Source organism: Nocardioides daejeonensis (genome assembly GCF_003194585.1).
Taxonomy (GTDB): Bacteria; Actinomycetota; Actinomycetes; order Propionibacteriales; family Nocardioidaceae; genus Nocardioides; species Nocardioides daejeonensis.
The window spans coordinates 194,391-216,642 of the sequence record NZ_QHKZ01000001.1; the positions used below are offsets into that span (position 1 = coordinate 194,391).

Sequence of the window (22,252 nt, forward strand, 5' to 3'; positions counted from 1 at the left end):
CTCAGACCTCCACCTTCACGATACGGCTCATCAGGAACACGCCTAGAGCGAGAAAGACGCCGGCTGCACCGAGCATCACGATGCCGAGGAACTCGGTGTAGAGCGGTCGGATGTACTCCCTGCGCAACAAAAGCATGTAGAGGAACATGCCGATCGGCAGCAGGCCCAGGATCCACCCAGACAACCGCCCCTCGGCGGAGAGCGTCTTCACTTGCCGCCGCAGGTACTCCCGCTCGCGCAGCGTGGCGGCGACGGTGGTCAGCAGCTCTGCCAGATTGCCGCCGACCTGCCGCTGGATCCGGATCGCCATGACCACCCAGGCGAAGTCCTTGCTCTGGCACCGCTCAGCGACTTGGTCCAGGGCGTCCTCGAGAGGAACGCCGAGGCGCGCCTCGACGAGCACCTGCCGGAACTCTCCGGCGATGGGCTCGCTGCCCTCGGCGACCACGGCGTCGATCGACTGGGCCAGCGACATGCCGGCGCTGAGCGAGCCAGCGATCAGCTGCAGCGTCTCGGCCAGCCCGCTCTGGAAGGCGTCAAGACGTCGCTTCCGCTTCCAACCCAACCAGAGCCACGGCACCAGCGCACCCAGCAGCAGGAAGAGCAGCAGGAAGACCCAGTCGCCGCCACCGAGCAGGACCCCGACCAGACCCGCGCCCACGGTGATGCCGCCGTGCATGAGGATCCACTCGGCCGCCTTCATCTGCGAGCCGGCCGCCACCAGGCGAGCCGAGATCCGCTCTTCCAGGCCCTTGTTGCGCTTGAGCACCTGGGCGGCAGCGCCCTTGGCCTGGTCGAGAGTGATCGCCGGGCCGCCGCTGCCGCCGGGCGCACCCTGCCCGCCCGTGTAGGCCGAGATCCGATCCTCCGCACTGGGGGCGGCCTTCGGCTCGGTGGCGGTGTACATGAGGCCACCGAGCAGCACCAACAGACCGACGCCCACAGCGGCGATGCCCAGGTAGACGACGGCTGTCGGAATCTGCAGCGAGCCGGAGTCCTCCTTCTTCGTCGATTCCAGTGCGGGCGTCTGCGCGCCGGAGCGGAGGAAGACCAGGCGGCTCGCGGAGAGCTCACCCGCGGTCACCTCGACAGTGCCCTCACGGGCGGTCACCTCGGAGGGGATGGTCGCGGTGGCCACGATCTGGCGGCTCAGGCTCGCGGCCTCTTCGTTGAAGGCTGCGGTGAGGGCCTCGGTGGTCGCCGGGATGACGGATCCGTTGCCGGCCTCCGCGAAGCTCTGCAGTGGGCCGAGATCCGCGGGCGCCTGGTCGAGGGCGACCACGTCGACCTGCACGCCGGCGGCGGTGATCGCGTCGACCACGGCGTTGTCCGGCGTCTTGGTGGTGTCGCGGCCGTCGGAGAGTACCAGGATCTGCCGTGCGCCCTCGGTCCCCGCGGCCTTGATCGCCTCCAGCACCCCGTCGTTGAGCGAGGTCTTCTTCGCCGTGCTGAGTCCTTCGATCACCGATGTGGCCTGCGCCCGATCGGTGGTCGGGGCAAGCTCCACGACGACGTCGGAGTCGAAGCTCACCACGCCGATCCGCACATCGTCGGGTGCGGCGTCGAGGAACGCGAGCGCGGCGGCCTTGGCCGGCTCGAAGCGGTTCGCGTTCACCATCGAGTTGCTGGTGTCGATGGCCAGCACCGTCGTACGCAGGATCGTCTCACCGGCGTCTTCGGCGAGCTCTGCGGAGACGTCGACGGACTTGCCGGCGATCTTCACGGTGACGTCGGTCGGCGCCACCTGTGCACCGGCCGGGACCGAGAGCACCAGGTTGAGCTGGTCGCCGTCGGCCTCGGCGTGGCTGATCGACAGGTCGCCGTCTGCGGCGGTGGCGGGGGAGACGCCGAGCAGGGCGGTGGCCGTCGCGACCGTGGCGAGCAGCCCTCCCGCGAGCGTGCGGATCATGGGGCGTCGCATCACATGCCGTCCATGGCGAAGAGGGCCGGGTCGACCGAGACGTTGGCGTAGGCCATCTTCTCGAGGAACTTCGGCCGGAGGCCGGTCGCCCGCAGCCGGCCGAGGCTGCGGCCGTTCTCGTCGAACCCGGCGGAGTGGTCGTAGACGAAGATGTCCTGGAGCGTGATGACGTCGCCCTCCATGCGCTCCACCTCCGTCACATGCGTGATGTGGCGGGAGCCGTCCTTGAAGCGTGCCTGGTGCACGATCAGGTCCACCGCCGACGCCACCTGCTCGCGGATAGCCCGGACCGGCAGGTCCATGCCTGCCATCAGCACCATCGTCTCGATGCGTGCCAGGGTGTCGCGGGGACCGTTGGAGTGGACGGTACAGATCGAGCCGTCGTGGCCGGTGTTCATCGCCTGCAGCATGTCGAGCGCGGAGGCGTCACGGACCTCACCGACGATGATGCGGTCGGGGCGCATGCGCAGGCTGTTCTTCACCAGGTCGCGAATGTCGACCTCGCCCTTGCCCTCCAGGTTCGCCGGGCGCGACTCCAGGCGCACCACGTGCTCCTGGTGAAGCTGGAGCTCGGCGGCGTCCTCGATGGTGACGATGCGCTCGTCGCTGGGGATGAACGACGACAGCACGTTGAGCGTCGTCGTCTTGCCGGCGCCGGTGGAGCCGGAGACGACGATGTTGAGCCGGCCGCGTACGCAGGCGTCGAGGAAGTCGCTGGTCCGCTGCGACATGGAGCCGAAGCGCACCAGGTCGGCGGCGGTCAGGGGGTCGGCTGCGAACTTGCGGATCGTGAGACTGGAGCCGTCGATCGCGAGCGGGGGGATCACGGCGTTCACACGGGAGCCGTCGGGGAGCCGAGCGTCGACCATCGGGCTCGACTCGTCGACCCGGCGACCGATCCGCGACACGATCTTCTCGATCGTACGGCGCAGGTGGGCCTCGTCGGTGAACTTCACGTCCACCCACTGCAGGCGACCCTTGCGCTCCACCCAGACCTGGTCATGGCCGTTGACCATGACCTCGCTGACCTCGTCGTCGCGGAGCAACGGCTCGATCGGGCCGTAGCCGAGGATGTCGTCGGTGATTTCGAGGGTCACCTGCTGCCGGTCGGAGGCGCTGAGCGGGCGGTCCTGGGAGCCCAGCACCTCGCGCAGCACCGTCTTGACGCGCTGCTCCAGGTCGGCCTGGTCCACGTTGAGGTCGTAGAGCTGCGGGCCGAGCTGGCGAAGCAGCTCGGCGTGGATGCTGCCCTTGAGCTCCTCCAGCCGGTCCGCGTGCTGGGTCGCGGCGTGCGCCAGGCGGCGGCTGACCGACGGGTCGACCTCGCTGGAGACGGCCGCGCGCTTGCCAGGCCGGCTCGCCGTACCTGCGGTGTTGACCACGCTCTCGGCAGCATCGACGTCGCGACTGTCGGTCGGCGCGTCGATCCCCGCCTTCGCTCGTGCGATCCGATCACCCAAGCTGCTCATTGCTTTTCCTCCCCATAGCCTGTGCCCGAGGGCTCAGCGGCTTCCGTTGCCCGGCGTTGCCTCAGGTCACTTCTTGCGACGCCACAGGGCGCCGCTCTTGCCGCTCTCCTGCTTCGCGGGAGCGACCTCCTCGTTGCGCTCGGCGTGCTCCTCGCCGGCCAGCTTCGCCGCGAGCTTGCGGAACTCGATGCTGGCCGGGTGCGAGGGAGCGCCGATCACGATCGGCTTGCCGGCGTTGGTGGCGGCGGCGACGTCGATCGAGGAGGGGATGAGCGTGGTGATCGGCATCCCGAGGATCGCCTCCACCTTCGTGCTGTCCAGTCCCACGGCGTCGTCGGCCCGGTTGAGCAGCAGGTGCCTGCTGCCCTGCGCGATATTGAGCAGGTCGAGAGTCTCCAGCGCGACCTTCACGTTCTTCAGGGTCGGCACGTCGAGGGTCGCCACGATCACGCACTCGTCGGTCTCGTCCAGCGCCTGGAGCGTCTGCTCGTCGAAGCTGGGGGAGGTGTCGACCACCACGTAGTCGAACTCCCGCTTGAGGGTGCGCATCATCCGGGCCACCAGCGTCGCCGTGACTCGGTCGCGGGCATCGGGCAGGCTCGGCGCGGCCAGCACCATCAGCGACTGCTCGTGCCGGGTCAGCAGCGACTCCACCATCGCGAAGTCGATCGAGTCCTCGCCGCCGATGGCCTCTTCGATCGTGTGGTGCGGGAAGAGCTGCATCGTGATCGCCACGTCGCCGAAGGCGAGGTCGAGGTCGACCAGGCAGACCTTGCGGGTGCCACCGTCGGCCAGGGCCAACGCCAGGTTGACCGAGGTGGTCGTCTTGCCGACTCCGCCCTTGGGGGAGAAGACCGTGACCACGGTGCCGTCGCGGACGATGTTGGCCTGCTGACCACCGTGCAGCGCCTTCCAGTACTGCTCGGCACGGCCGATCGCCGCGAGCAGACCACTGGCGTCGTCGGTCTGTACGACGTCGCGGGCGCCCGACTGCATCGCCTTGTAGAGGACCTCCGCGTCCACCTCCTCGCGCACGAGGATGACGCTGGTGGAGGGCCGCGTGTAGCGCATGCCCTCGGCGATGTCGATCGCATCGGCCAGCGCCAGGCTCGGCCCGCACACGACGGCGTACTCGCCGGTGTGCCGACCGAGCCAGGCGTGCATGGTCTCCGCGGAGTCGACGCCGTGCGCTCGGGGGAGCGCCGTTGAGAGACGTTCGATGACCGCAGGGTCCTTGTCGACGATGACGGTCATCAGCGGGCCCTCGGGAAGAAGTTCTCCGGCTTCACGACCGGACCCGGACCGACCTTCGACTCGTCGTTGAGCAGGCCGAACGAGAGTTCGCCCTCGTGGGAGCCGAACGTGATCTTGGTGGCCTGCTCCTGGTTGACCGCGAGGGTCATCAGCGTCCGCGGCAGCTGCTCGGTGACCGACTCGCCGTCCTCGTTCGTCGAGGTGGTGGTGATCGTCGAGGTCGTGCCCACGCCGAGCACCATGACCTTCTCCAGCAGGGTGCCGGTGTAGACGGGCAGCTGCGTGTTCTTGTCGACCTTGGTGACGAAGAGCGTCACCTCGGAGCCCGGGTTCACGAAGCCGGCCACGCGCGCGGGATCGGTCAGGTTGATCGAGATCGCCATCATGCCCTCCGGGATGGCCAGGGTCTCGCTCTCCACCACGCCACCGCCGAACTTGTTCGACGTGATCTGCTCCCCGGCGAAGATCCGGGTCGTTGCGCGGAGGCCGCTGAGCGCCTCCGAGTCGTTCTGGGCACCGGCCAGGATCTGGTCCTTCGGTACCTCGACCTCCTTGATCTTCCCAGCGGTGACCGCGTCGTCGAACGCCTCGCCGGGGTCGATGTCCTCGACCGCCTGGAGGACCGACACGGCCTCGATGTCCTTCTTCGCCCGCTCATCGGCTCCCTGCACATAGAGGAAGACCAACAGGGTGCCGAGAGCTGCAATCACTGCCGCGAGAACGAGCAGGATCTTCCGACGGTCCATGACCACCACTTTCCGTTGAGTCGTAACGAGACGCCCAAGCCCTCCCCACGAGGGTTCTCGGCCGACGCGGGGTCAAAGATGCCAAATATGTGACGCGTGTGAAGCATTGTTGCCTGCATATGGCTCGAAATGACTAGACCAGTCGCAAAACCGTCAAAGCGGATGCGCGGTCGCGAGCCAGGCGGCTGTGGGACGAATGTCCAAGAGATTGTTGGAGCGGGCCCATGCATGCGGCTGGCTCCCCGGTCCTGGAGAACCGGGGAGCCAGCGGTGCGGTGCGGAGTTCCGTCAGCGGGCGTAGAGCGCCTCGACGTCCTCACGGAACTCGCGCATCACGACGTTGCGCTTGAGCTTGAGGCTGGGGGTGAGCTGCCCGCCCTCCTCGGTCCAGTCGACCGGAAGCACGGTGAACTTGCGGATCGACTCCGCCTTCGAGACGGCGCCGTTGGCATCCTCGACCGCAGACTCGACGGCCGCGCGCAGGTCCTCGTCGTCCACCAGGTCGGCGATGCTGCCCGTCTTGCCGTTCTCCTTCGCCCAGAAGGGGAAGTACTCGGGATCGATCGTGACCAGCGCGGCGATGAAGGGCTGACCGTCGCCGACGACCATGCACTGGCTTACCAGGGGGTGCATGCGCAGTCGGTCCTCCAGGACGGCGGGGGCGACGTTCTTGCCCCCCGCGGTCACGAGGATCTCCTTCTTGCGGCCGGTGATGCGGACGAAGCCCTCGTCGTCGACCTCGCCGACGTCGCCGGTGTGGAACCAGCCGTCGGTGAGTGCCTCCGCGGTGGCGGTCTCGTTCTTCCAGTAGCCGGTGAGCACCTGGCCGCCCTTGAACAGCAGCTCGCCGTCCTCGGCCACGCGCACCGTCGTACCGCCGATCGGGCGACCGACCGTGCCGATCTTGATCGCGTCCGGGAGGTTGACCGTCAGCGCGGCCGTCGTCTCGGTCAGGCCGTAGCCCTCGAGGATGGTGAGGCCGATCCCGCGGTAGAAGTGTCCGAGCCGGTCGCCGAGCGGAGCCCCGCCGGAGACGGCGTACTCGCACTGGCCGCCCAGCGTGGTGCGGAGCTTGGAGTAGACGAGCTTGTCGAAGAGCGCATGCTGAAGACGGATCGGCAGCGACACCTTGCCGGTGTCCTGGCCGCGGCTCCAGGCGATGGCGACCTCGGCGGAGCGCTGGAAGATCTTGCCCTTGCCGTCCGCGGCGGCTCGCTGCGAGGCCGTGTTGTAGACCTTCTCGAAGACGCGCGGTACCGCGAGGATGAAGGTCGGACGGAAGGCTCCCAGGTCGTCGACGAGGTTCTTGATGTCAGCGCTGTGTCCCAGACGCACGCGAGCCTTCACGCAACCGATCTGGATGATCCGGGCGAAGACGTGCGCCAGCGGCAGGAAGAGCAGCGTTGACGACTTCTGCGCGCCGAAGAGACGCTCCAGCTCGTCGACTGCCACGCCCAGCTCGAACATGAAGTTGCCGTGCGTCAGCATGCAGCCCTTGGGGCGGCCCGTCGTGCCCGACGTGTAGATGAGGGTGGCCAGGCTCTCCGGAGAGGCGGTCGTACGGCGCGTCTCGAGCTCGCCGTCGTCGAAACCGGCACCGGCCTCGGTCAGGGCGGCCACGGCGCCGTCGTCGAGCGTCCACAGGTGCGCGAGCTCGGGCAGCTCGGAGCGCAGCGGCTCGACCCGGTCGCGATGTGCGGCGGTCTCGGCGACGAGCCCCTTGGCGCCGGAGTCCTCCAGGATCCACGTGATCTGCTCGGCGGAGGAGGTCTCGTAGATCGGCACGGTCACGGCGCCGGCGAACCAGATCGCATAGTCGAGCAGCGTCCACTCGTAGCGCGTCTTGGACAGGAGCGCCACGCGATCGCCGGGCTCGATGCCGGAGGCGGCGAGCCCCTTGGCGACCTGCTGCACCTCGGCGAGGAACGCCGCGGCGGTCACGTCCTCCCACGCGCCGGCGACGTTGCGACTGAAGACGACAGTATCGGCGTGGTCGCGTCCGTTGGTGACCACATCGTCGGTGAGGTTGCCCGTGGCGGGAATCTCGACAGTCAGAGGCGTGGAGAACTCACGCAAGGGGATACCTCCTGAAAGTGCGGTGCCGCTGGCACTCGTCCCATACAGTGTCGCTGCACGTTACCGCCCCGTAGGGCCGTCGCCGCCATCCGGTACGCTCGCCGAACCGGTCGGCCCACACATGGCAGGGGAACGCGATGGCTGAACAGACCACGTCGTCGATCATCGTCGACGCGGCGCCGAGCGCCGTGATGGCCGTGATCGCCGACTTCGCCGCCTACCCCGAATGGGCCAAGGGCGTACGCACCGCCGACGTGCGTCGGAGCACCGCCGACGGTCGCGGCGAGCAGGTCTACTTCGAGCTCGACGTGCCGCCGATCAAGGACGAATACACGCTCGCCTACATCTGGGACGGCGACCGCCAGGTCACCTGGACCCTCGTGGAGGGCAAGATGCTGCGTGCCCTCAACGGTGCCTACGTGCTGCGCGACCTCGGCGGCAGTCGCACCGAGGTCACCTACCGGCTCTCCCTCGACGTCTCGATCCCGCTCATCGGCATGCTCAAGCGCAAGGGCGAGAAGATCCTCATCGACACCGCGCTGAAGGGTCTCAAGAAGCGCGTCGAGTCCGCCTGACCGCGTGAGGATCCTGCTCTTCACCGGCAAGGGAGGCGTCGGCAAGTCCACCGTGGCCGCCGCGACCGCCGCCCAGGCTGCAGCGCGGGGCCTGCGCACGCTGGTGCTCTCGACCGATGCCGCACACTCCCTGGCCGATGCGTTCGGAGTCCAGGTCGGTTCCGAGCCCACGCTCATCTCCGCCAACCTGCACGTGCAGCAGGTCGACGCGCAGCGTCGCTTCGAGGAGTCCTGGTCCGACATCCAGCGCTACTTGCTCTCCGTGCTCGATGTCGCCGGCGTCGACCCGGTGGCTGCCGAGGAGCTGACCGTGATCCCCGGCGCCGAGGAGGTGCTGGCCCTCCTCGAGCTGCGTCTGCACGCGCTCTCCGGAGGTTGGGACGTGATCGTCGTCGACTGCGCGCCCACCGCCGAGACGCTCCGGCTGCTCGCGCTGCCGGAGGCGCTCGGTTGGTACATGGAGCGGGTTTTCCCGTTCGAGCGCAAGGTGGTCAAGGCGCTGAAGCCGGTGCTGACGCGGGCTGCCGGCGTGCCGATGCCGCAGGACACGGTCTTCGACGCCGTCGAGCGGCTGCACGCGGAGCTCGACGAGGTACGTCGGCTGCTGTCGGGGCCTGACGCCAGCGTGCGGATCGTGATGACACCGGAGACGGTGGTGCTCGCGGAGGCGCGGCGCTCCTTCACCACGCTGTCGCTCTTCGGCTACCGCGTCGACGGCGTGGTCGTGAACCGGATCTTCCCGGCCGGCTCCGGCGATCCGTGGCGTGAGGGCTGGGTGGCCGCCCAGAGCAAGGTGCTGACCGAGGTCGACCAGTCCTTCAGTGGCCTGACCCGGTGGCGCTCGACGTACCGGGCTGCAGAGCCGGTCGGCGTCCCGGCGCTGCATACGCTGGCCGACGAGGTGTACGCCGACAGCGACCCGCTCGCGCCACCGCTCGGGGACGGTCCGCTGCGGCTCTCGCGCACCTCCGCCGGCGCGGTGCTGACCCTGGAGCTGCCCAACGTGGACCGCAGTGACGTTGATCTCGCTCGGCACGGAGATGACCTCGTGGTGACCGTGGGGGCCTATCGTCGACTGCTCACCCTCCCACCCGGACTGTCGCGGCACGCGGTGCGCGGCGCGCGGGTGGTGGACGGTGCCCTACAGGTCAGATTCGAGGAGGTGGGCAAGTGAGTGGAACCGACGGCCACGTGCCCCCGGGCGGCCCGACGGGCGAGCCGGTCGGCTCGGTCGCCGAAGAGGCGATGAAGCTCTTCGGTGCCTTGTCGGACTGGGCGAAGGATCAGGGCGGCGACCTCGGCGATGGACTCTCGGGTTTCGCGACCGGGGCCGCGCACGCGTTCAACGACGTCAACGAGCACATCGCAACGGGCAGTTCGGAGTGCACCTACTGCCCGGTGTGCCGGGCAGTGCACACGATCCGTGAGCTCAGCCCCGAGGTGAAGTCCCACCTTGCGGTCGCCGGCGCCAACCTGCTGCAGGCAGCCGCGGCGCTGATGGCGACCGCGGTGCCGGACGACGCGCCCAAGAGACGCTCCGACGACGTGGAGCACATCCCCGTGGACGATGAGTGGCCGGACTCGGAGGTGCCGGAGCACGGGGACCGTCCGACGCCATGAGCAGGGGGCTTGCCGTCGGGATCGACGTCGGCGGCACCAAGATCGCGGCCGGTGTGGTGGATCAACACGGGCACGTCCTCGCTTCGCGCCGTACGGCGACCCCGTCCGATTCCAGCGACGAACTGGTCGAGGCGGTGGTCGGCCTCGTCGAGTCGCTCCGCACGGACCATGCCGTCGAGGCGGTCGGGCTCTCCGTCGCCGCCTTCGTCGACCGTGATCGCGCGCGGGCGGTCACCGCGCCCAACCTCGCTTGGCGAGACGTACCGCTACGCGACCTCGTCTCGTCACGGACCGGTCTTCCGGCGGTCGTTGAGAACGACGGCAACGCTGCGGCCTGGGGCGAGCGCACGTTCGGCGCGGGGCGGGGCGTCGATGACCTGCTGCTCGTCGCGGTCGGCACCGGCGTCGGTGGTGGCATCGTGCTCGGTGGCGAACTGCGCAGGGGCGGCCATGGCATGGCAGCCGAGATCGGTCACGTCACCCTCGTGCCGGACGGTCGGCCGTGCGGGTGCGGCCGTCGGGGCTGCCTGGAGCAGTACGCCAGCGGAAGCGCGCTCGTCGCGGCTGCCCCGCCCGACACGGACGGCCCCATGCTCGCAGAGCTGGCCCAGTCCGGAGATGCCGGCGCGGTCCGGCTCTTCGAGGAGCTGGGCACGCACCTGGGGGTGGGCCTGGCCTCGCTGGTCGCGGTGCTCGACCCCGAGGTCATCGTGCTCGGCGGCGGGGTCGCAGAGGTCGGTGACCTGTTGCTCACGCCGGCGCGCACCGCGCTCCTCGCCGAGCTGCCCGGCGGGCCGGAGCGGCCGGCGCCGCGCCTGGTGCCGGCGCTGCTCGGCAACACCGCGGGTCTGGTCGGCGCCGCCCATCTGGCCCTGATGGAGCGGGCGTGACCGCGGCGCCGGCCGTCGTCGGGATCGATGTCGGTGGTACGAAGATCGTTGCCGGGCTGGTCTCCGCCGGGCGCGAGCTGCTGGCTACCGCCCGCGCCGTGACCCCCGCCAGGGCGCTGGGAGAGCGTGCGCTCGAGGACGCGATCGACGCCCTGCTCGTGCAGGTGCGTGAGGGGCATGAGGTCGGAGCAGTCGGGTTGGCGGCCGCAGGCTTCGTCGACGCGTCCGGCGACGCGATCCGCTTCGCACCCCATCTGGCGTGGCGGGACGCGCCGGTGCGGACCCGGCTGACCGAGCGCTGGGCGTTGCCGGTGGTCCTCGACAACGACGCGACCGCGGCCACGCATGCGGAGGCGAGCTTCGGCGCGGCCGCCGGCGCGGACCAGGCGTTGCTGATCACCGTGGGCACCGGAATCGGGGGCGGATTCGTCGTCGATGGGCGGGTGGTGCGCGGGCGCAACGGCATGGCGGGGGAGTTCGGCCACATGCGACTGGTGCCGGACGGAGTGCAGTGCCCATGCGGTGGCCGCGGCTGCTGGGAGCAGTATGCGAGCGGCAACGCCCTCCAGCGGTTCGCCCGGGAGGCTCTCGCCCGCGGCCCCTCGATCCTGGCAGACCTCTGTGGTGGTGACCCCGCGGCGCTGACCGGACCGATGGTCAGTGAGGCGGCGGAGCAGGGAGACACGGCCGCGCTGGCGGCCTTCTCGAAGGTGGGCGACTGGCTCGGCGTCGGCCTCACCAACGTCGTCGCTGCCCTCGACCCGGCAGTGGTGGTCGTCGGAGGCGGGGTCGCGGCGGCCGGCGACCGGCTCCTCGAACCGGCACGCCATCGACTCCAGCACTCCTTGGTCGGGGCCGGGCACCGCGACGTACCGCCGGTTCTTCCCGCCGGCCTCGGCCCCGATGCCGGCCTCCTCGGCGCTGCCGACCTCGCGAGGCGCTTCATCGAGAGGTGACGCGTCGTACGTCGACCCCCACCCCGAGGAGACACACGGCAGTGAGTAGCAGCACCGCCCCCGCGCCGCCGAGCACAGCGACACCACCTCCGGCCACAGGCAGGACCAGCTGCGCAGCGCGATTGGCGACGAGTCGCGTGGCGAGCACCTCGCCCCGGCGGTGGATCGAGGTCATGGCCACCACCCAGGAGATGGTGATGGGTTGGCCGACCCCGAGGCAGAAGCCCGCGACCAGCACGGTAACGACGAGCACCGCCACCGGCAGGTCGAAGGCAAGGAGCCCGATCCCGGTCCCGGCGCCGAGCAGCGATGCGACCAGAAGCCGTTCTCGGCCCAGGCGGCGGATCAGGCGGCCGAACCCGGCCCGCGACAGGGTTGAGGCGACAGCGCGCAGTGTGAGCAGCAGGCCGGCGACATAGGCGGGGCCTTCTCGTTCGCTGATCACCAGCGGCAGATAGACGGCCAGGATGTCGACCGAGGCCAGGACCAACGCGCCCGTCATCAGGGCGCTGCGCAGCTCGCCACGACGCGGAGCGGCGTCCACCTGCTCGGCCGCGGCAGAGCCGGCGCGCAGGACCGAACCCGATGTCGCACAGCCGACAAGCATCATGGCCACCGCCAGCACCGCGCCGATGCCGAGCAGCCGCTGGCTGGGTACGGCGGAGCCGCTGCTTCCGAGCATGAGGAGTGCCGGTCCCACGGCCTGGGCAATGGACCCGGCCACCGTGTAGTGGCCCAGACGCTCATCCAGCCGTTCGGCCGATGCAGACAGCGACACCTCGTACTGCTGGCCGAGCGCACAGGCCAGATGACCGAGGCCGAGAAGCAGCATGGAGAGGATGAGCAACGCGACACTGTTCGCGAGGGCGGCCAGAGTGCATGAGGCGAGCACGAGCGCGGAACCCATGATCAGGGCCCAGCGCCCGCCCCGATGGCCCATCGCCACGCCGACCCGGCGCCCGAGCATGAGCGGAAGGAGCGCGAACGCGCCGCCCACGATGCCGATCTCCGTCACGGAGGCGCCGAGCTCCAGCGCCCGATAGGTAGCGGTCGGGCGCTGGAGCGAGGCGATCGCGTGCAGCAGGCAGGTATGTGCCAGGAGCATCCGCCAGGTGGTCATCCCAGGGGAGTGGGGAGCTTCGGCTCGTCGGTCTCCGATGGCTTCGCAGACGAGGCGGAGAGCCGCCTCCGGATCCGGCTGATCGCGAAGGGAAGGGCGAAGATCGCGCCCAGGCAGGCGAGGAGCACCACGGACGCCTGACGCTCGAGGAAGATGCCGAGGCTGCCGTCAGAGATGATCAGCGTCTGCCGCAGCGACATCTCGGCCAGGGGACCGAGAACGAGGGCGATGATCAGCGCCGCGCAGGACATGCCGAACCTCCGCATGAAGAGGCCCAGGACCGCCGCGGCCAGCATCACCGCCACGTCCAACACGCTCTTGTTGATCGCGTAGGTGCCGTAGGTCGCGAGGACGATGATGGGGGTGGCCAGATAGCGGAGCGGCACCTTCGCGATCGAGGCGAACACCGGGATCGTGAACACGTTGATCAGCAGCAGCATGACGTTGCCCAAGAACATGCTGGCGATCAGCCCCCAGGCGAACTCCGGGTTCTGCTCCATCAGCAGAGGGCCTGGCTGCAGACCCCACATCAGGAACGCGCCGAGCAGAATCGCGGTGGAGGACGAGCCGGGAATGCCGAGCGACAGCATCGGGACCAGCGCGCCGGTGGCGGCCGCGTTGTTGGCAGCCTCCGGCCCGGCGACGCCGGCCGGAGCTCCCTGACCGAACCGTTCCGGCTCCTTGGAGATCGACTTCTCCAGGTTGTAGGACATGAGCGAGGCGATGGTTGCTCCGGCGCCGGGCGTGGCTCCGACGAAGAAGCCGAGCACGGAGCCGCGGGCAGCCGGCCCGGTGGACTCCCGCACCTCCTGGCGGTTCGGCCAGATGTCGCGGAGCCGTCCGCTCGAGTCGACGGGTGAGCCGGGACCGCGGTGCTCGCCGCGCAGCAAGGCCTGCAGAACCTCGGCGACGCCGAACATGCCGATCGCCACCGGCACGAAGTCGATGCCGCCGATCAGGTCGGGCGAACCGAAGGTGAATCGCTGGGCCCCGGTGCCCACGTCCAGACCCACGGTGGCGATCGCGAAGCCGAGCAGGGCTGAGAGGAGGCCCAGGAGAATGCTTCCGTCGATGATCACCACGAGCGTCAACAGGCCGGCGAGCACCAGGAGGAAGATCTCCGGCGGTCCGAAGCTCGTGGTCACCCTGGTGGCGAGGGGAGCCGCCACGCAGATCAGGACGGCGCCGACGATGCCGGCCATGAACGATGCGCCCGCGGCGATCACGAGGGCCTGCCCGGCGCGTCCCTTCTTCGCCATGGGATAGCCGTCGAACGTCGTAGCCACCGTCGCTGACTCGCCTGGCGTGTTGATGAGCACTGCGGTGATGGTGCCGCCATACATCGAGCCGTAGTAGATCGCAGCGAGCATGATGATCGCGCCGGTCGGGTCGGCGTTGAAGGTCAGAGGAAGAAGGATGGCGATGCCCGCCGTCGGGCCGAGTCCCGGCATGACGCCGATGATCTGGCCGAGGAGGACGCCGGCTGAGAGGAGGAGCAGGTTCTTGACCGTCAGGATCGCGGCCAGCCCGTCCACGAGATAGTTGATGGTTTCCATGTCGTCTCCGGATCAGAACGGCAGGAACATGCCGCTCGGGAAGTTGGTGCCGAGCAGCCCGTCGAAGAGGAGGAGCAGGATGCCCGCGAGCCCTGCGCTCTGGACGGCGTTGAGGAGGTGGCGCCCCGGGTTGATGACGGAGAGCAGCCCCATCGAGAAGAGACCGGTGGCCAGGAAGGCGCCGAGGACGAAGAACAGCATGACGAAGCACACGTACACGCCCACGAGGGCGGCTACCAGCGGCAGCCAGTGGCGGTTCGCGCCCGCGCCGTCCTCGCCCGAGGTGGCCCGGCCCGCCAGGGTGCGCGCCAACAGCACCAGCGTCATGGCCAGGCCTGCGACTCCGATGCTGCGCGGGAAGAGGCCCGGGCCGATGGCGGAGGACGGGGTGCTCCAGGCGAGCTGGAACCCGTGCCAGGTGTACCAGGCCAGGACGAGCGCCATCGCCCCGAGGAACGTGGCCTCGGCCCGAGCCGAGGCCACGTTCGTGCGTGCGCTGGTCACAGGGCGCCCTCTTCGGTGAGGATCCGCTTGAAGGTCTCGGTCGTCTGCTCGAGGTAGGTGGTGAACTCGGCGTCCCACATCACGTTCTCGGAGAAGCCCTGCTGCTCGATGAACTTCTTCCACGCCGGGGTCTCGACGACCTTCTTCATGGTGGCGATCCACCAATCCTTGGCCGAGTCGGGAGCATCGGGAGGCAGGACCAGGCCGTAGGGCTGAGAGGGCAGCGGTGCCATGCCCAGCGACTCGGCTGTGGGGATGTCGGGCGCCTGGGCCAACGGCTCAGGCCCGGTGAACATCAGCGCTCGCATCTTCCCCGCCTCGATCTGGCCGAGCACCTCGCCGGGGCCGGCGAACATCGCATCGATGGACTTGGAGAGCAGAGCCGACTGGACCTGGCCGTCCTCGTTGAACGGCACGTACTTGATCTTGTAGCCGGCTTCGGACGCGATCAGCTTCTGCAGGATGAAGTTGATCTGGATCAGTCCGGTGCCGCCGACGGTGACGGTGCCCTTCTCCTTGGCGTAGGCCACCCAGTCGGCCCAGGTCTTGAACGCCGAGTCGCCACGCACCATGAAGAACGAGTCCTCGGTCACCAGGGATCCGACAGGCGTGAAGTCGGCTCCGGTCCAGCCGGTGTCGGCCTGGAGTGGCGTGGTGATGAACGAGCCGGAGGTGGTGGCGATGCCGTAGCCGGAGCCCTTCTGGCTGTAGAGGTAGCCCCAACCGGTAGCACCGCTCCCGCCCTCGCGGTTCTCCAGCATGATGTCCTCGGGGTAGAGGTCCTCCTGCTGCAGGATCTCCACGATCTGCCGAGAGAGCCGGTCGTTGCCCCCGCCGGGGCCGAACGCGATCGTCCAGTCCATCGCCTGGCTGGGGTAGTCGCCGCCTTCGTCACCGTTGCCGCTGCCTTCGCCGACGGCACAGGCGGATGCGGCGGCGACCAGGGCGAGGGCCACGATCGCCACTTTGACGCGCTTCATGAGCGAGATGGTCATGGGTCATCGTCCCTTCTGGGCGCTGAGCGCCGCTTCACGACCGGCGATCCGGCCGAAGACCGCACCGGAGACCGAACCGGTGCCGCCTGCGTAGTTGTCGTAGTAGAGGCCGCCGACCATCTCGCCGGCGGCGTAGAGACCATCGATCGCCTGACCGACGGTGGACTGCACCTGGGCCGAGGTGTCGACCCGGATGCCGCCGAAGGTGAAGGTGATGCCCGCGGTCACCGGGAAGGCGACGAACGGAGGGGCGTCCAAGGGGTTCGCCCAGTTCGACTTGTTGATCGCAAGGCCGCGGGTGCCGCGACCGTCGAGGCCGTTCGGGTCGAACTCCTTCGTCACATCCACGGCCTCGTTGAACTCCCGGACCGTCTCGACGAACTGCTGAGCATCGATCTGCGGGAGCTTCGCAGCCAGCCCGTCCAGGGTGTCGGCTTCGATCCGGGTGGCCTCCCTGGTCCGGTACTCGTCGCGCAGCATGGGCACCACCCGCTGGTCGAACACCTGATAGGCGATGTTGCCCGGCTGCTGGATGATCCAGTCCCCGGCTCGTGAGTAGATGTAGCTCTGGATGCCGGAGCCTTCATCGACGAAGCGCTTGCCGTCCCGGTTCACCAGGATGCCCATGGGGAAGTTGTGGCGCTGGAAGCGGTCGCCGAGCTTGTAGTCGCCGAAGGGCGGCGTGTTGAGGTCGGTAGCGGCCGCGTGCTTCGCCGACCACAGCCCGCAGGAGGCGGCGCCGGCATCCAGCGCCATCTGCAGGCCGCGGCCGGTGTTGAAGCGGCTTCCCCGCACGTGGGCGGCGTCCCAGCCGACGCCCAGGTAGCGGGCCCGCATCTCGGCGTTGGCCTCGAACCCGCCGCAGGCCAGGACGACGGACTTGCACGAGATCTCGATGGTCTCCTTCCCGCGGTGGACCAGCACGCCGTGCACGCCTGCTGCGTCGCTGACGAGCGAGCGAGCCTCGGTGTCGTACCAGACGTCGATGGACTCCTCAGCCACCCGGCGGAACAGCCGCTCGATCTCGCCGGCTCCACCACCCGACATGATCAGGCCGACGCCGCCCCAGACCTTCTGTTTGCCCTCGACGCGGAAGGTCTGGCGACCGGTGCTGGGCTGGAAGCGCACGCCCTGGGTGTAGAGCCAGCGTGCGGCGGAGAAGCTCTCGTCGGCGATCAGGGCGATCAGGTCGGGATCGGCCTTGTAGCCGCTGAGGCGGGCGAGGTCCTCGTAGTACTGACTGCTTGGGTAGCTGCCGAAGTCGATCGTGTCGAGTTCGTGCTGGCTGATGTCGGGGCAGACCTGAAGCAGGTCGTCCACGGTGTCGAAGGCGAAGCGGAAGATGCCGCCGTGGAAGGCACTGTTGCCACCGCGTTCGTTCTCGGGGGCAGCCTCGACGATCAGCACCGATGCGCCGTGCTCGCGCGCCGACAGGGCGGCGCAGAGAGCGGCGTTGCCGGCTCCGACGACAACCACGTCGTAGGACGGTGGGGGAGTCATTTTCGGGGTTCATCTCCTTGGGTGAACACCGCCCGCGGCAGGATCGGGGCGTGTGATGCGGGCCATGCTTGCAGCGGGAGGCGCGGGAGTTGTAGCGATATCTGGCCAAGAAATACTGATGAAACGACATCATGGTCTAGGGTGGCCGGGTGGAGTTGCGTTCCCCGTGGTTGCCGCACCAGCAACCGGTCGTCGCCGTCACGCGTCATCACGAGGCCGGCGCGGTGATCACGCCGCATGCCCATGCGCGCGCGCAGCTGGTCTTCGCCGACTACGGCACGATGACGCTGACCACGCCGGGCCGACGATGGATCATCGGGCCTCGGGAGGGACTGTGGATCCCCCCGATGGTCGAGCATGCGATCCGGGTGGGTGACGGCCCGCTTCTGCACTGCACGATCTATGTGACCGCAGCGCGGCCGACCGGCCCCGCTGCCGCCTGTGCCGTGCAGATGTCGGACTTCCTCCGGCATCTGGTGCTTGAGTTCACCTCACGTGACATGCACTACGACCAGCGCGACTCGACCGGCAACCTGGCCCGGGTGCTGCTTGATGAGCTCGCGGACCTCGACGTGGTGCAGATCGACCTGGCCACCGGTCAGGACGACCGGCTGATGAAGGTGACGGAGGCGCTCCTGGAGGAGCCGCAGAGCGAGCTGACGCTGGACGACTGGGGCCGCCGCGTGGGGGCGTCCTCCAAGACGTTGGAGCGCCTCTTCAGGCAGGAGACGGGGCTGACCTTCAAGCAATGGCGCCAACGGGTCCGTGTGGTTCGCTCGATCGAGGTGCTCAACGCCGGTCTGTCGGTCAGCAACGCGGCGCATCACGTCGGCTACTCCAACGTGAGCTCCTACATCTCTGCGTTCAAGGCGGTCTTCGGCATCACCCCGGCCCGCTACACACGCGCGCCGACGGGCGGCAACGGCAAGCTGGAGGGCTGAGCGAGCGGCTCAGATCCGCGAGCCGTCGTCCCAGGGGTCGCGACCGCCGCGAGGCATGGTGGCGACGAGATAGAGGAAGCCACCGACGAACCAGGCGACGAGGAGGCCGCTCAGCCAGCCGGGGAAGCGCTGGGCGAGGACCAGGCCGATCAGCATCACGGAGGGCGCGAGGAAGACGCCGAGCCAGGCAACCAGGCGCCTCGGCTCCGCCCAGGGGAACGGCGGGGTGGGTGGAGGGACGAAGCCGCCCTCGTCCTCCCAGGGCTCCGGGGTCCACCGTGCAGGCTCGGGCTCCGGGTCCGGATCCACGCTCCACGCGGCCAGAGCCTCGGCTGAGGTCTCCTCGGGAAGCTGCGAGGAGGCGCCTGGCTCATCGGTCGAGGCGAGATCGCCCACGGACGGCGTATCGCCGTAGTTCTCGACGATCTGCCGCCAGGCCTCGTCCTCGTCCCCGGGCTTCACGCCTACGAGCCTACGACCCTCCCGAAGCAGGAGACGACCCCGGAACCCCTCAGTCCGGGAGATGTGCGACGGAGCGGATGAAGGCGACCGACTCGGCGAAGATCAGCGGTGCGTCATGGTCGATCGTGGCGACGTGGTAGCTGTTCTCGAGCAGGATCTCCCGCTTGTCCGACGAACCGACGGTCGCCATGATCAGGGCGGCTGACGACGGGTCCACGACGTGGTCCTCGGTGGAGCGGAAGAGCCGCAGCGGGGTCGTGATCGTGGGCAGAACGGGCCGCAGCTCCTTCCACGCGCCGACCATCGAGGCGAGCGGCTTCAGCGGAGTGACGTCGTACCCGCGCTCGTCGGCGCCGGACAGCTTGATGTCGTTGCCGATGCCCGGCATCTTGCGCAGGACCCACTTCAACAACGGGAGCGCGAGAAGCTGCTTGTTGTCGGAGCGCACGGCGGGGTTCACGAGGAGCAGTCCGGCAACCTCGCCGGGGTGGTCCGCGGCGAGCCGCAACGAGAGCGTGCCGCCCATGGAGAGGCCGGCGAGGAAGACGAGATCGTTCTGCTCCCGCAGGATCGCGAACGCCCGTTTCGCCTCGGCGTACCAGTCCGGCCAGCGAGTACCGTCCATCTCCTCCCACGTTGTGCCGTGCCCCGGCAGACGAGGGAGCTCGACGGCGAAACCGGCGGCGGCAAGGTGCTCGCCCCACGGTCGCATCGATGCCGGCGAGCCGGTGAACCCGTGACAGACCAGCACGCCGATGCGGAGGCCGTCGGGGCCCAACGGCTGGCCGGGCAGGGACAGAGGCTGCAAGGAGTCGTCGGTCACGTCTCGATTCTGCCGCACGAGCATCGGTCTGGGCGGCGAGTGGGGATAGTGTTTCGTCCGACGACACACGTCGTTCTCGAGGAGGTCTGGTCGGGTGTTCTACTGGTTCCTGAAGCTGATCGCGCTGGGGCCGCTGCTGCGACTCGTGTTCCGCCCCCAGGCGGACGGGTTGGAGCACGTGCCGACCGAGGGCCCGGCGATCCTGGCCAGCAACCATCTCTCGTACGCCGACTGGCTCTTCATGCCGCTCACCCTGCCGCGTCGCGTCTCCTTCGTGGCGAAGGCGGAGTACTTCACCACCCCGGGCATCAAGGGCTGGTTCCAGAAGCACTTCTTCCGTGGCTCGGGCCAGATCCCCATCGATCGCTCGGGGGCGAACGCGGCGGAGGGGGCACTCATCTCCGCCAAGCAGGTGCTCGACCGCGGTGAGCTCTTCGGCATCTATCCCGAAGGGACCCGCTCACACGACGGCAGGCTCTACCGCGGGAAGACCGGCGTAGCCCGCCTCGCCCTGGAGACCGGCGTCCCGGTGATCCCGGTGGCCGTCATCGGCACCGACGTCGTCGCGCCCCCCGGCAAGAAGTTCGGCCGCTTCACCCGTCCGGTCGTCCGCTACGGCAAGCCGCTGGACTTCTCCCGCTACGAGGGACTCGAGAACGACCGCTACATCCTGCGCTCGGTGACCGACGAGATCATGTACGAGATCATGAACCTCTCCGGTCAGGAGTACGTCGACATGTACGCCACGCGCGCCAAGGAGGAGTCCAAGCGCGCCGAGCGGGAGGCAGCGGCCGAGCGCAAGCAGGCCTCCTGAGCCGGGCCATGCCCTCCCTGCTCGCCTCGCGCACCCTCGACCCTGCGGTCGTGGCTGTCGAGGACCGGCTGTACCGTGCACTGGCGGTGCTGCGGATCGTGGTGCTGCTGAACGCCATCGCGCTCAACGTGCATCGCGCCAACTTCTCCCACCCGCGCCTCGGCGTCGCCGTCCTGGTCGCCATGGGCGCCTGGACCGCCTTCGCCATCTGGGCGTACGCCGCCCCGCAACGCCGGGTGCCCGCCCTGTTGATCGCCGACATGACGATGACGGTGGCGTCACTCCTGTCGACCCTGGTCGTGAAGGGGCCGTGGTTCAACGCCTCGGTCCCCGGCTTCTGGGTCGCCGGAGCCCTGCTCGCCTGCGCCGTCCAGTGGCGGTGGCGTGGCGGTCTCGTGGCCGCTGCGGTGATCAGCACGGTCGACCTGGCGATCCGTGACCACATCACGCAGACCAACTACGCCAACGTCTTCCTGCTGATGATCGCCGGGCCGATCGTCGGCTACCTCTGTGGGTCGCTGCAGGAGATGGCGGCCTCCCGAGCGGCGGCGGAGCGCGCTGCCGCAGCCGCCGCGGAGCGGGCCCGGTTGGCTCGCGTGGTGCACGACGGCGTGCTGCAGGTGCTGGCCCTGGTGCAGCGCAGAGGCACGGAGCTCGGCGGTCCGGCCGCGGAGCTAGGTGCTCTCGCCGGCGAACAGGAGCAGGCGCTGCGCACCCTGATCCGGCAGCAGGACACCTCTGCGGCACCGTGGTCGGCGGTCGCCGACCTGGTCGGTGCCCTGGAGCAGGTCGCGGCGTCGAGCGGCCTCCGTGTCGAGACCTCCGGGCCGGGCGGTCCGGTCGAGATGGCGCGCGGCACCGTCGACGAGATCGCTGCGGTGGCCACGGAGTGCCTGGCCAACGTCGCCCGGCACGTGGGCTCCGACGCGCGAGCCTGGGTGCTGGTGGAGAGCCTGAGCGACCAAGTGGTCGTCACGATCAGGGACGAGGGGCCGGGGATCCCGGCCGGCCGCCTGGAGGCGGCCGCCGCCGAGGGCCGCCTTGGCGTGGTGGAGTCGATCCGCGGTCGGATCCGCGACCTGGGCGGGGAGGCGTTGCTCTTCACCGACACCGGCCTCGGCGTCGAGTGGGAGTTCACTGTGCCGAGGAGGGCGCCCGCATGACCATCCATGACTCCCACCCGTTCGCCCAGCCGCCGGAGCAGCGCGACCAGGCCCGACGCCTCCGGGGGCGGCTCGGCGGCGCGGTGAGCCTCTGGACGACGGGCGAGGCAGCCGCGCGGGCCGGTCTCACGGTCTCCTCGCTCATGGTGGCGCCCGGCGATCCGGCCCGGGTGCTGGCACTGGTCGACCCGGACTCGGACCTGGCCGATGTGGTGCGGATCGGCGTTCCATGCGTCGTCCAGTTGCTTGCCTGGGAGCACCGGGACCTGGCCGAGATGTTCGCAGGCACCGCGCCCGCACCGGGTGGTCCGTTCGCCCACGCGCCGTTCGTCGACACCGCGTGGGGGCCGCGGCTAGCGACCGCCTCGACCTGGGCGGGGGTGCGTGTGGAGTCACTGCGCGACATCGGGTGGTCCACCGAGGTCTGCGCCGTCATCGAGGAGATCACGCTGGGGGAGGAGCACCAGCCGCTCGAGCACCGGCGTGGCCGCTGGCACCGGCCGGAGTGACCCGCCGCGAGGGTTCTGGACACCGGTCGGCGGTGGGTGTGTCATGGAGACATGATTCAGATCCTGGGTTTCCTGCTCATCGGTGTCGTGATCGGTGTCCTGGCGCGGGTGCTCCGCCCGGGCAAGCAGTCCTTGAGCATGATGGCGACGATCGGCGTTGGACTGGTCGCCGCCCTCATCGGTGGTGTGGTTGCCACGCTGATCGGTTCGGGCAGCCTCGACGAGCTCAACTTCATCGGCTTCGTTGTCGCGGTGATCGCCGCCATCGTGATCATCCCGATCGCCGAGAGCATCTCGAAGAAGGGCTGACCCCGACACCACCGGGTTGCCGGGCACACCGGAGGCACGTCGTCTACGG

At 69.2% G+C, this 22,252-nt stretch carries 22 protein-coding genes; 10 read left to right on the forward strand and 12 right to left on the reverse strand.

From position 1 onward, the window contains the following. Window position 1: 1 nt before the first annotated feature. The 5 genes from DNK54_RS00925 to DNK54_RS00945 form a co-directional block, all read right to left on the reverse strand. Entirely contained in the window at window positions 2-1,909 is a 1,908-nt protein-coding gene (locus tag DNK54_RS00925; RefSeq protein ID WP_162602256.1) for a type II secretion system F family protein, read from the reverse strand. 11 nt (window positions 1,910-1,920) lie between these two features. Continuing rightward, window positions 1,921-3,390 (reverse strand): TadA family conjugal transfer-associated ATPase, encoded by a 1,470-nt coding sequence (locus DNK54_RS00930; protein WP_110205086.1) that lies wholly within the window; start codon window positions 3,388-3,390, stop codon window positions 1,921-1,923. Between the two features lie 66 nt (window positions 3,391-3,456). Continuing rightward, window positions 3,457-4,644 (reverse strand): CpaE/TadZ family protein, encoded by a 1,188-nt coding sequence (locus DNK54_RS00935; protein WP_110205087.1) that lies wholly within the window; start codon window positions 4,642-4,644, stop codon window positions 3,457-3,459. Then, the gene (gene cpaB, locus DNK54_RS00940) at window positions 4,644-5,390 is read right to left on the reverse strand and encodes a Flp pilus assembly protein CpaB (protein WP_162602257.1); all 747 of its coding nucleotides are present in this window, start codon (window positions 5,388-5,390) and stop codon (window positions 4,644-4,646) included. Before cpaB ends, DNK54_RS00935 begins: the two co-directional genes overlap by 1 nt. A gap of 288 nt (window positions 5,391-5,678) precedes the next feature. After that, on the reverse strand, window positions 5,679-7,466 hold the full coding sequence (locus DNK54_RS00945) for an AMP-dependent synthetase/ligase (protein WP_110205089.1): 1,788 nt from the start codon (window positions 7,464-7,466) through the stop codon (window positions 5,679-5,681). A gap of 137 nt (window positions 7,467-7,603) precedes the next feature. Between DNK54_RS00945 and DNK54_RS00950 the strand changes: the two genes are divergently transcribed. Genes DNK54_RS00950 through DNK54_RS00970 form a run of 5 tightly spaced genes read left to right on the forward strand, consistent with a single transcriptional unit; the run spans window position 7,604 to window position 11,507 of the window. Next, a complete protein-coding gene (locus DNK54_RS00950) occupies window positions 7,604-8,041 on the forward strand; it encodes an SRPBCC family protein (protein WP_110205090.1) in 438 nt (145 codons plus the stop codon). Between the two features lie 4 nt (window positions 8,042-8,045). Continuing rightward, on the forward strand, window positions 8,046-9,215 hold the full coding sequence (locus tag DNK54_RS00955) for an ArsA family ATPase (protein WP_110205091.1): 1,170 nt from the start codon (window positions 8,046-8,048) through the stop codon (window positions 9,213-9,215). Next, window positions 9,212-9,661, forward strand: coding sequence for a hypothetical protein (locus tag DNK54_RS00960; protein WP_110205092.1), 450 nt, complete (start codon window positions 9,212-9,214; stop codon window positions 9,659-9,661). The genes DNK54_RS00955 and DNK54_RS00960 overlap by 4 nt, the downstream gene beginning before the upstream one ends. After that, complete coding sequence (locus DNK54_RS00965) at window positions 9,658-10,551, forward strand: ROK family protein (protein WP_110205746.1); 894 nt, start codon at window positions 9,658-9,660, stop codon at window positions 10,549-10,551. The genes DNK54_RS00960 and DNK54_RS00965 overlap by 4 nt, the downstream gene beginning before the upstream one ends. After that, window positions 10,548-11,507: an ROK family protein gene (locus tag DNK54_RS00970; RefSeq protein ID WP_110205093.1), complete on the forward strand. Its 960-nt coding sequence runs from the start codon at window positions 10,548-10,550 to the stop codon at window positions 11,505-11,507. The genes DNK54_RS00965 and DNK54_RS00970 overlap by 4 nt, the downstream gene beginning before the upstream one ends. On the opposite strand, the gene DNK54_RS00975 is transcribed toward DNK54_RS00970, so the two are convergent. The 5 genes from DNK54_RS00975 to tcuA are packed head-to-tail and all read right to left on the reverse strand — an operon-like array spanning window position 11,494 to window position 17,182. Beyond that, the gene (locus DNK54_RS00975) at window positions 11,494-12,627 is read right to left on the reverse strand and encodes an MFS transporter (protein ID WP_110205094.1); all 1,134 of its coding nucleotides are present in this window, start codon (window positions 12,625-12,627) and stop codon (window positions 11,494-11,496) included. The genes DNK54_RS00970 and DNK54_RS00975 overlap by 14 nt on opposite strands. Beyond that, window positions 12,624-14,183: a tripartite tricarboxylate transporter permease gene (locus tag DNK54_RS00980; protein WP_110205095.1), complete on the reverse strand. Its 1,560-nt coding sequence runs from the start codon at window positions 14,181-14,183 to the stop codon at window positions 12,624-12,626. The genes DNK54_RS00975 and DNK54_RS00980 overlap by 4 nt, the downstream gene beginning before the upstream one ends. A gap of 12 nt (window positions 14,184-14,195) precedes the next feature. Beyond that, window positions 14,196-14,687, reverse strand: coding sequence for a tripartite tricarboxylate transporter TctB family protein (locus DNK54_RS00985; RefSeq protein WP_110205096.1), 492 nt, complete (start codon window positions 14,685-14,687; stop codon window positions 14,196-14,198). Next, window positions 14,684-15,682, reverse strand: a complete 999-nt coding sequence (locus tag DNK54_RS00990; protein WP_239459841.1) for a Bug family tripartite tricarboxylate transporter substrate binding protein — start codon at window positions 15,680-15,682, stop codon at window positions 14,684-14,686. Before DNK54_RS00990 ends, DNK54_RS00985 begins: the two co-directional genes overlap by 4 nt. A 3-nt stretch (window positions 15,683-15,685) precedes the next feature. Further along, complete coding sequence (gene tcuA, locus DNK54_RS00995) at window positions 15,686-17,182, reverse strand: FAD-dependent tricarballylate dehydrogenase TcuA (protein ID WP_110205097.1); 1,497 nt, start codon at window positions 17,180-17,182, stop codon at window positions 15,686-15,688. Between the two features lie 149 nt (window positions 17,183-17,331). Here tcuA and DNK54_RS01000 point away from each other — a divergent pair, with 149 nt between their 5' ends. After that, the gene (locus DNK54_RS01000; protein WP_110205098.1) at window positions 17,332-18,123 is read left to right on the forward strand and encodes a helix-turn-helix domain-containing protein; all 792 of its coding nucleotides are present in this window, start codon (window positions 17,332-17,334) and stop codon (window positions 18,121-18,123) included. 9 nt (window positions 18,124-18,132) lie between these two features. Here DNK54_RS01000 and DNK54_RS01005 read toward each other — a convergent pair whose 3' ends face one another. Next, window positions 18,133-18,585: a hypothetical protein gene (locus DNK54_RS01005; protein ID WP_110205099.1), complete on the reverse strand. Its 453-nt coding sequence runs from the start codon at window positions 18,583-18,585 to the stop codon at window positions 18,133-18,135. Window positions 18,586-18,634: 49 nt separating this feature from the next. Further along, complete coding sequence (locus DNK54_RS01010; RefSeq protein WP_239459842.1) at window positions 18,635-19,408, reverse strand: alpha/beta hydrolase; 774 nt, start codon at window positions 19,406-19,408, stop codon at window positions 18,635-18,637. Between the two features lie 94 nt (window positions 19,409-19,502). On the opposite strand from DNK54_RS01010, the gene DNK54_RS01015 reads away from it, so the two are divergent. The 4 genes from DNK54_RS01015 to DNK54_RS01030 are packed head-to-tail and all read left to right on the forward strand — an operon-like array spanning window position 19,503 to window position 22,203. Beyond that, window positions 19,503-20,222: a lysophospholipid acyltransferase family protein gene (locus DNK54_RS01015; protein ID WP_110205101.1), complete on the forward strand. Its 720-nt coding sequence runs from the start codon at window positions 19,503-19,505 to the stop codon at window positions 20,220-20,222. 8 nt (window positions 20,223-20,230) lie between these two features. Continuing rightward, complete coding sequence (gene macS / locus DNK54_RS01020) at window positions 20,231-21,385, forward strand: MacS family sensor histidine kinase (RefSeq protein WP_110205102.1); 1,155 nt, start codon at window positions 20,231-20,233, stop codon at window positions 21,383-21,385. Beyond that, window positions 21,382-21,894: a flavin reductase family protein gene (locus DNK54_RS01025; protein WP_110205103.1), complete on the forward strand. Its 513-nt coding sequence runs from the start codon at window positions 21,382-21,384 to the stop codon at window positions 21,892-21,894. The genes macS and DNK54_RS01025 overlap by 4 nt, the downstream gene beginning before the upstream one ends. Before the next feature lie 51 nt (window positions 21,895-21,945). Next, a complete protein-coding gene (locus DNK54_RS01030) occupies window positions 21,946-22,203 on the forward strand; it encodes a GlsB/YeaQ/YmgE family stress response membrane protein (protein ID WP_239459843.1) in 258 nt (85 codons plus the stop codon). Window positions 22,204-22,252 lie beyond the last annotated feature (49 nt).

Excerpts from the sequence above, each read along its gene's own strand:
- DNK54_RS00975 (WP_110205094.1), bottom strand. The coding sequence starts at position 12,627 with ATGACCACCTGGCGGATGCTCCTGGCACATACCTGCCTGCTGCACGCG.
- cpaB (WP_162602257.1), bottom strand. The coding sequence starts at position 5,390 with ATGGACCGTCGGAAGATCCTGCTCGTTCTCGCGGCAGTGATTGCAGCT.
- DNK54_RS00930 (WP_110205086.1), bottom strand. The coding sequence starts at position 3,390 with ATGAGCAGCTTGGGTGATCGGATCGCACGAGCGAAGGCGGGGATCGAC.
- tcuA (WP_110205097.1), bottom strand. The coding sequence starts at position 17,182 with ATGACTCCCCCACCGTCCTACGACGTGGTTGTCGTCGGAGCCGGCAAC.
- DNK54_RS00925 (WP_162602256.1), bottom strand. The coding sequence starts at position 1,909 with ATGATCCGCACGCTCGCGGGAGGGCTGCTCGCCACGGTCGCGACGGCC.
- DNK54_RS00990 (WP_239459841.1), bottom strand. The coding sequence starts at position 15,682 with ATGACCATCTCGCTCATGAAGCGCGTCAAAGTGGCGATCGTGGCCCTC.
- DNK54_RS01030 (WP_239459843.1), top strand. The coding sequence starts at position 21,946 with ATGATTCAGATCCTGGGTTTCCTGCTCATCGGTGTCGTGATCGGTGTC.
- macS (WP_110205102.1), top strand. The coding sequence starts at position 20,231 with ATGCCCTCCCTGCTCGCCTCGCGCACCCTCGACCCTGCGGTCGTGGCT.
- DNK54_RS00965 (WP_110205746.1), top strand. The coding sequence starts at position 9,658 with ATGAGCAGGGGGCTTGCCGTCGGGATCGACGTCGGCGGCACCAAGATC.
- DNK54_RS00980 (WP_110205095.1), bottom strand. The coding sequence starts at position 14,183 with ATGGAAACCATCAACTATCTCGTGGACGGGCTGGCCGCGATCCTGACG.
- DNK54_RS00950 (WP_110205090.1), top strand. The coding sequence starts at position 7,604 with ATGGCTGAACAGACCACGTCGTCGATCATCGTCGACGCGGCGCCGAGC.
- DNK54_RS00935 (WP_110205087.1), bottom strand. The coding sequence starts at position 4,644 with ATGACCGTCATCGTCGACAAGGACCCTGCGGTCATCGAACGTCTCTCA.
- DNK54_RS01025 (WP_110205103.1), top strand. The coding sequence starts at position 21,382 with ATGACCATCCATGACTCCCACCCGTTCGCCCAGCCGCCGGAGCAGCGC.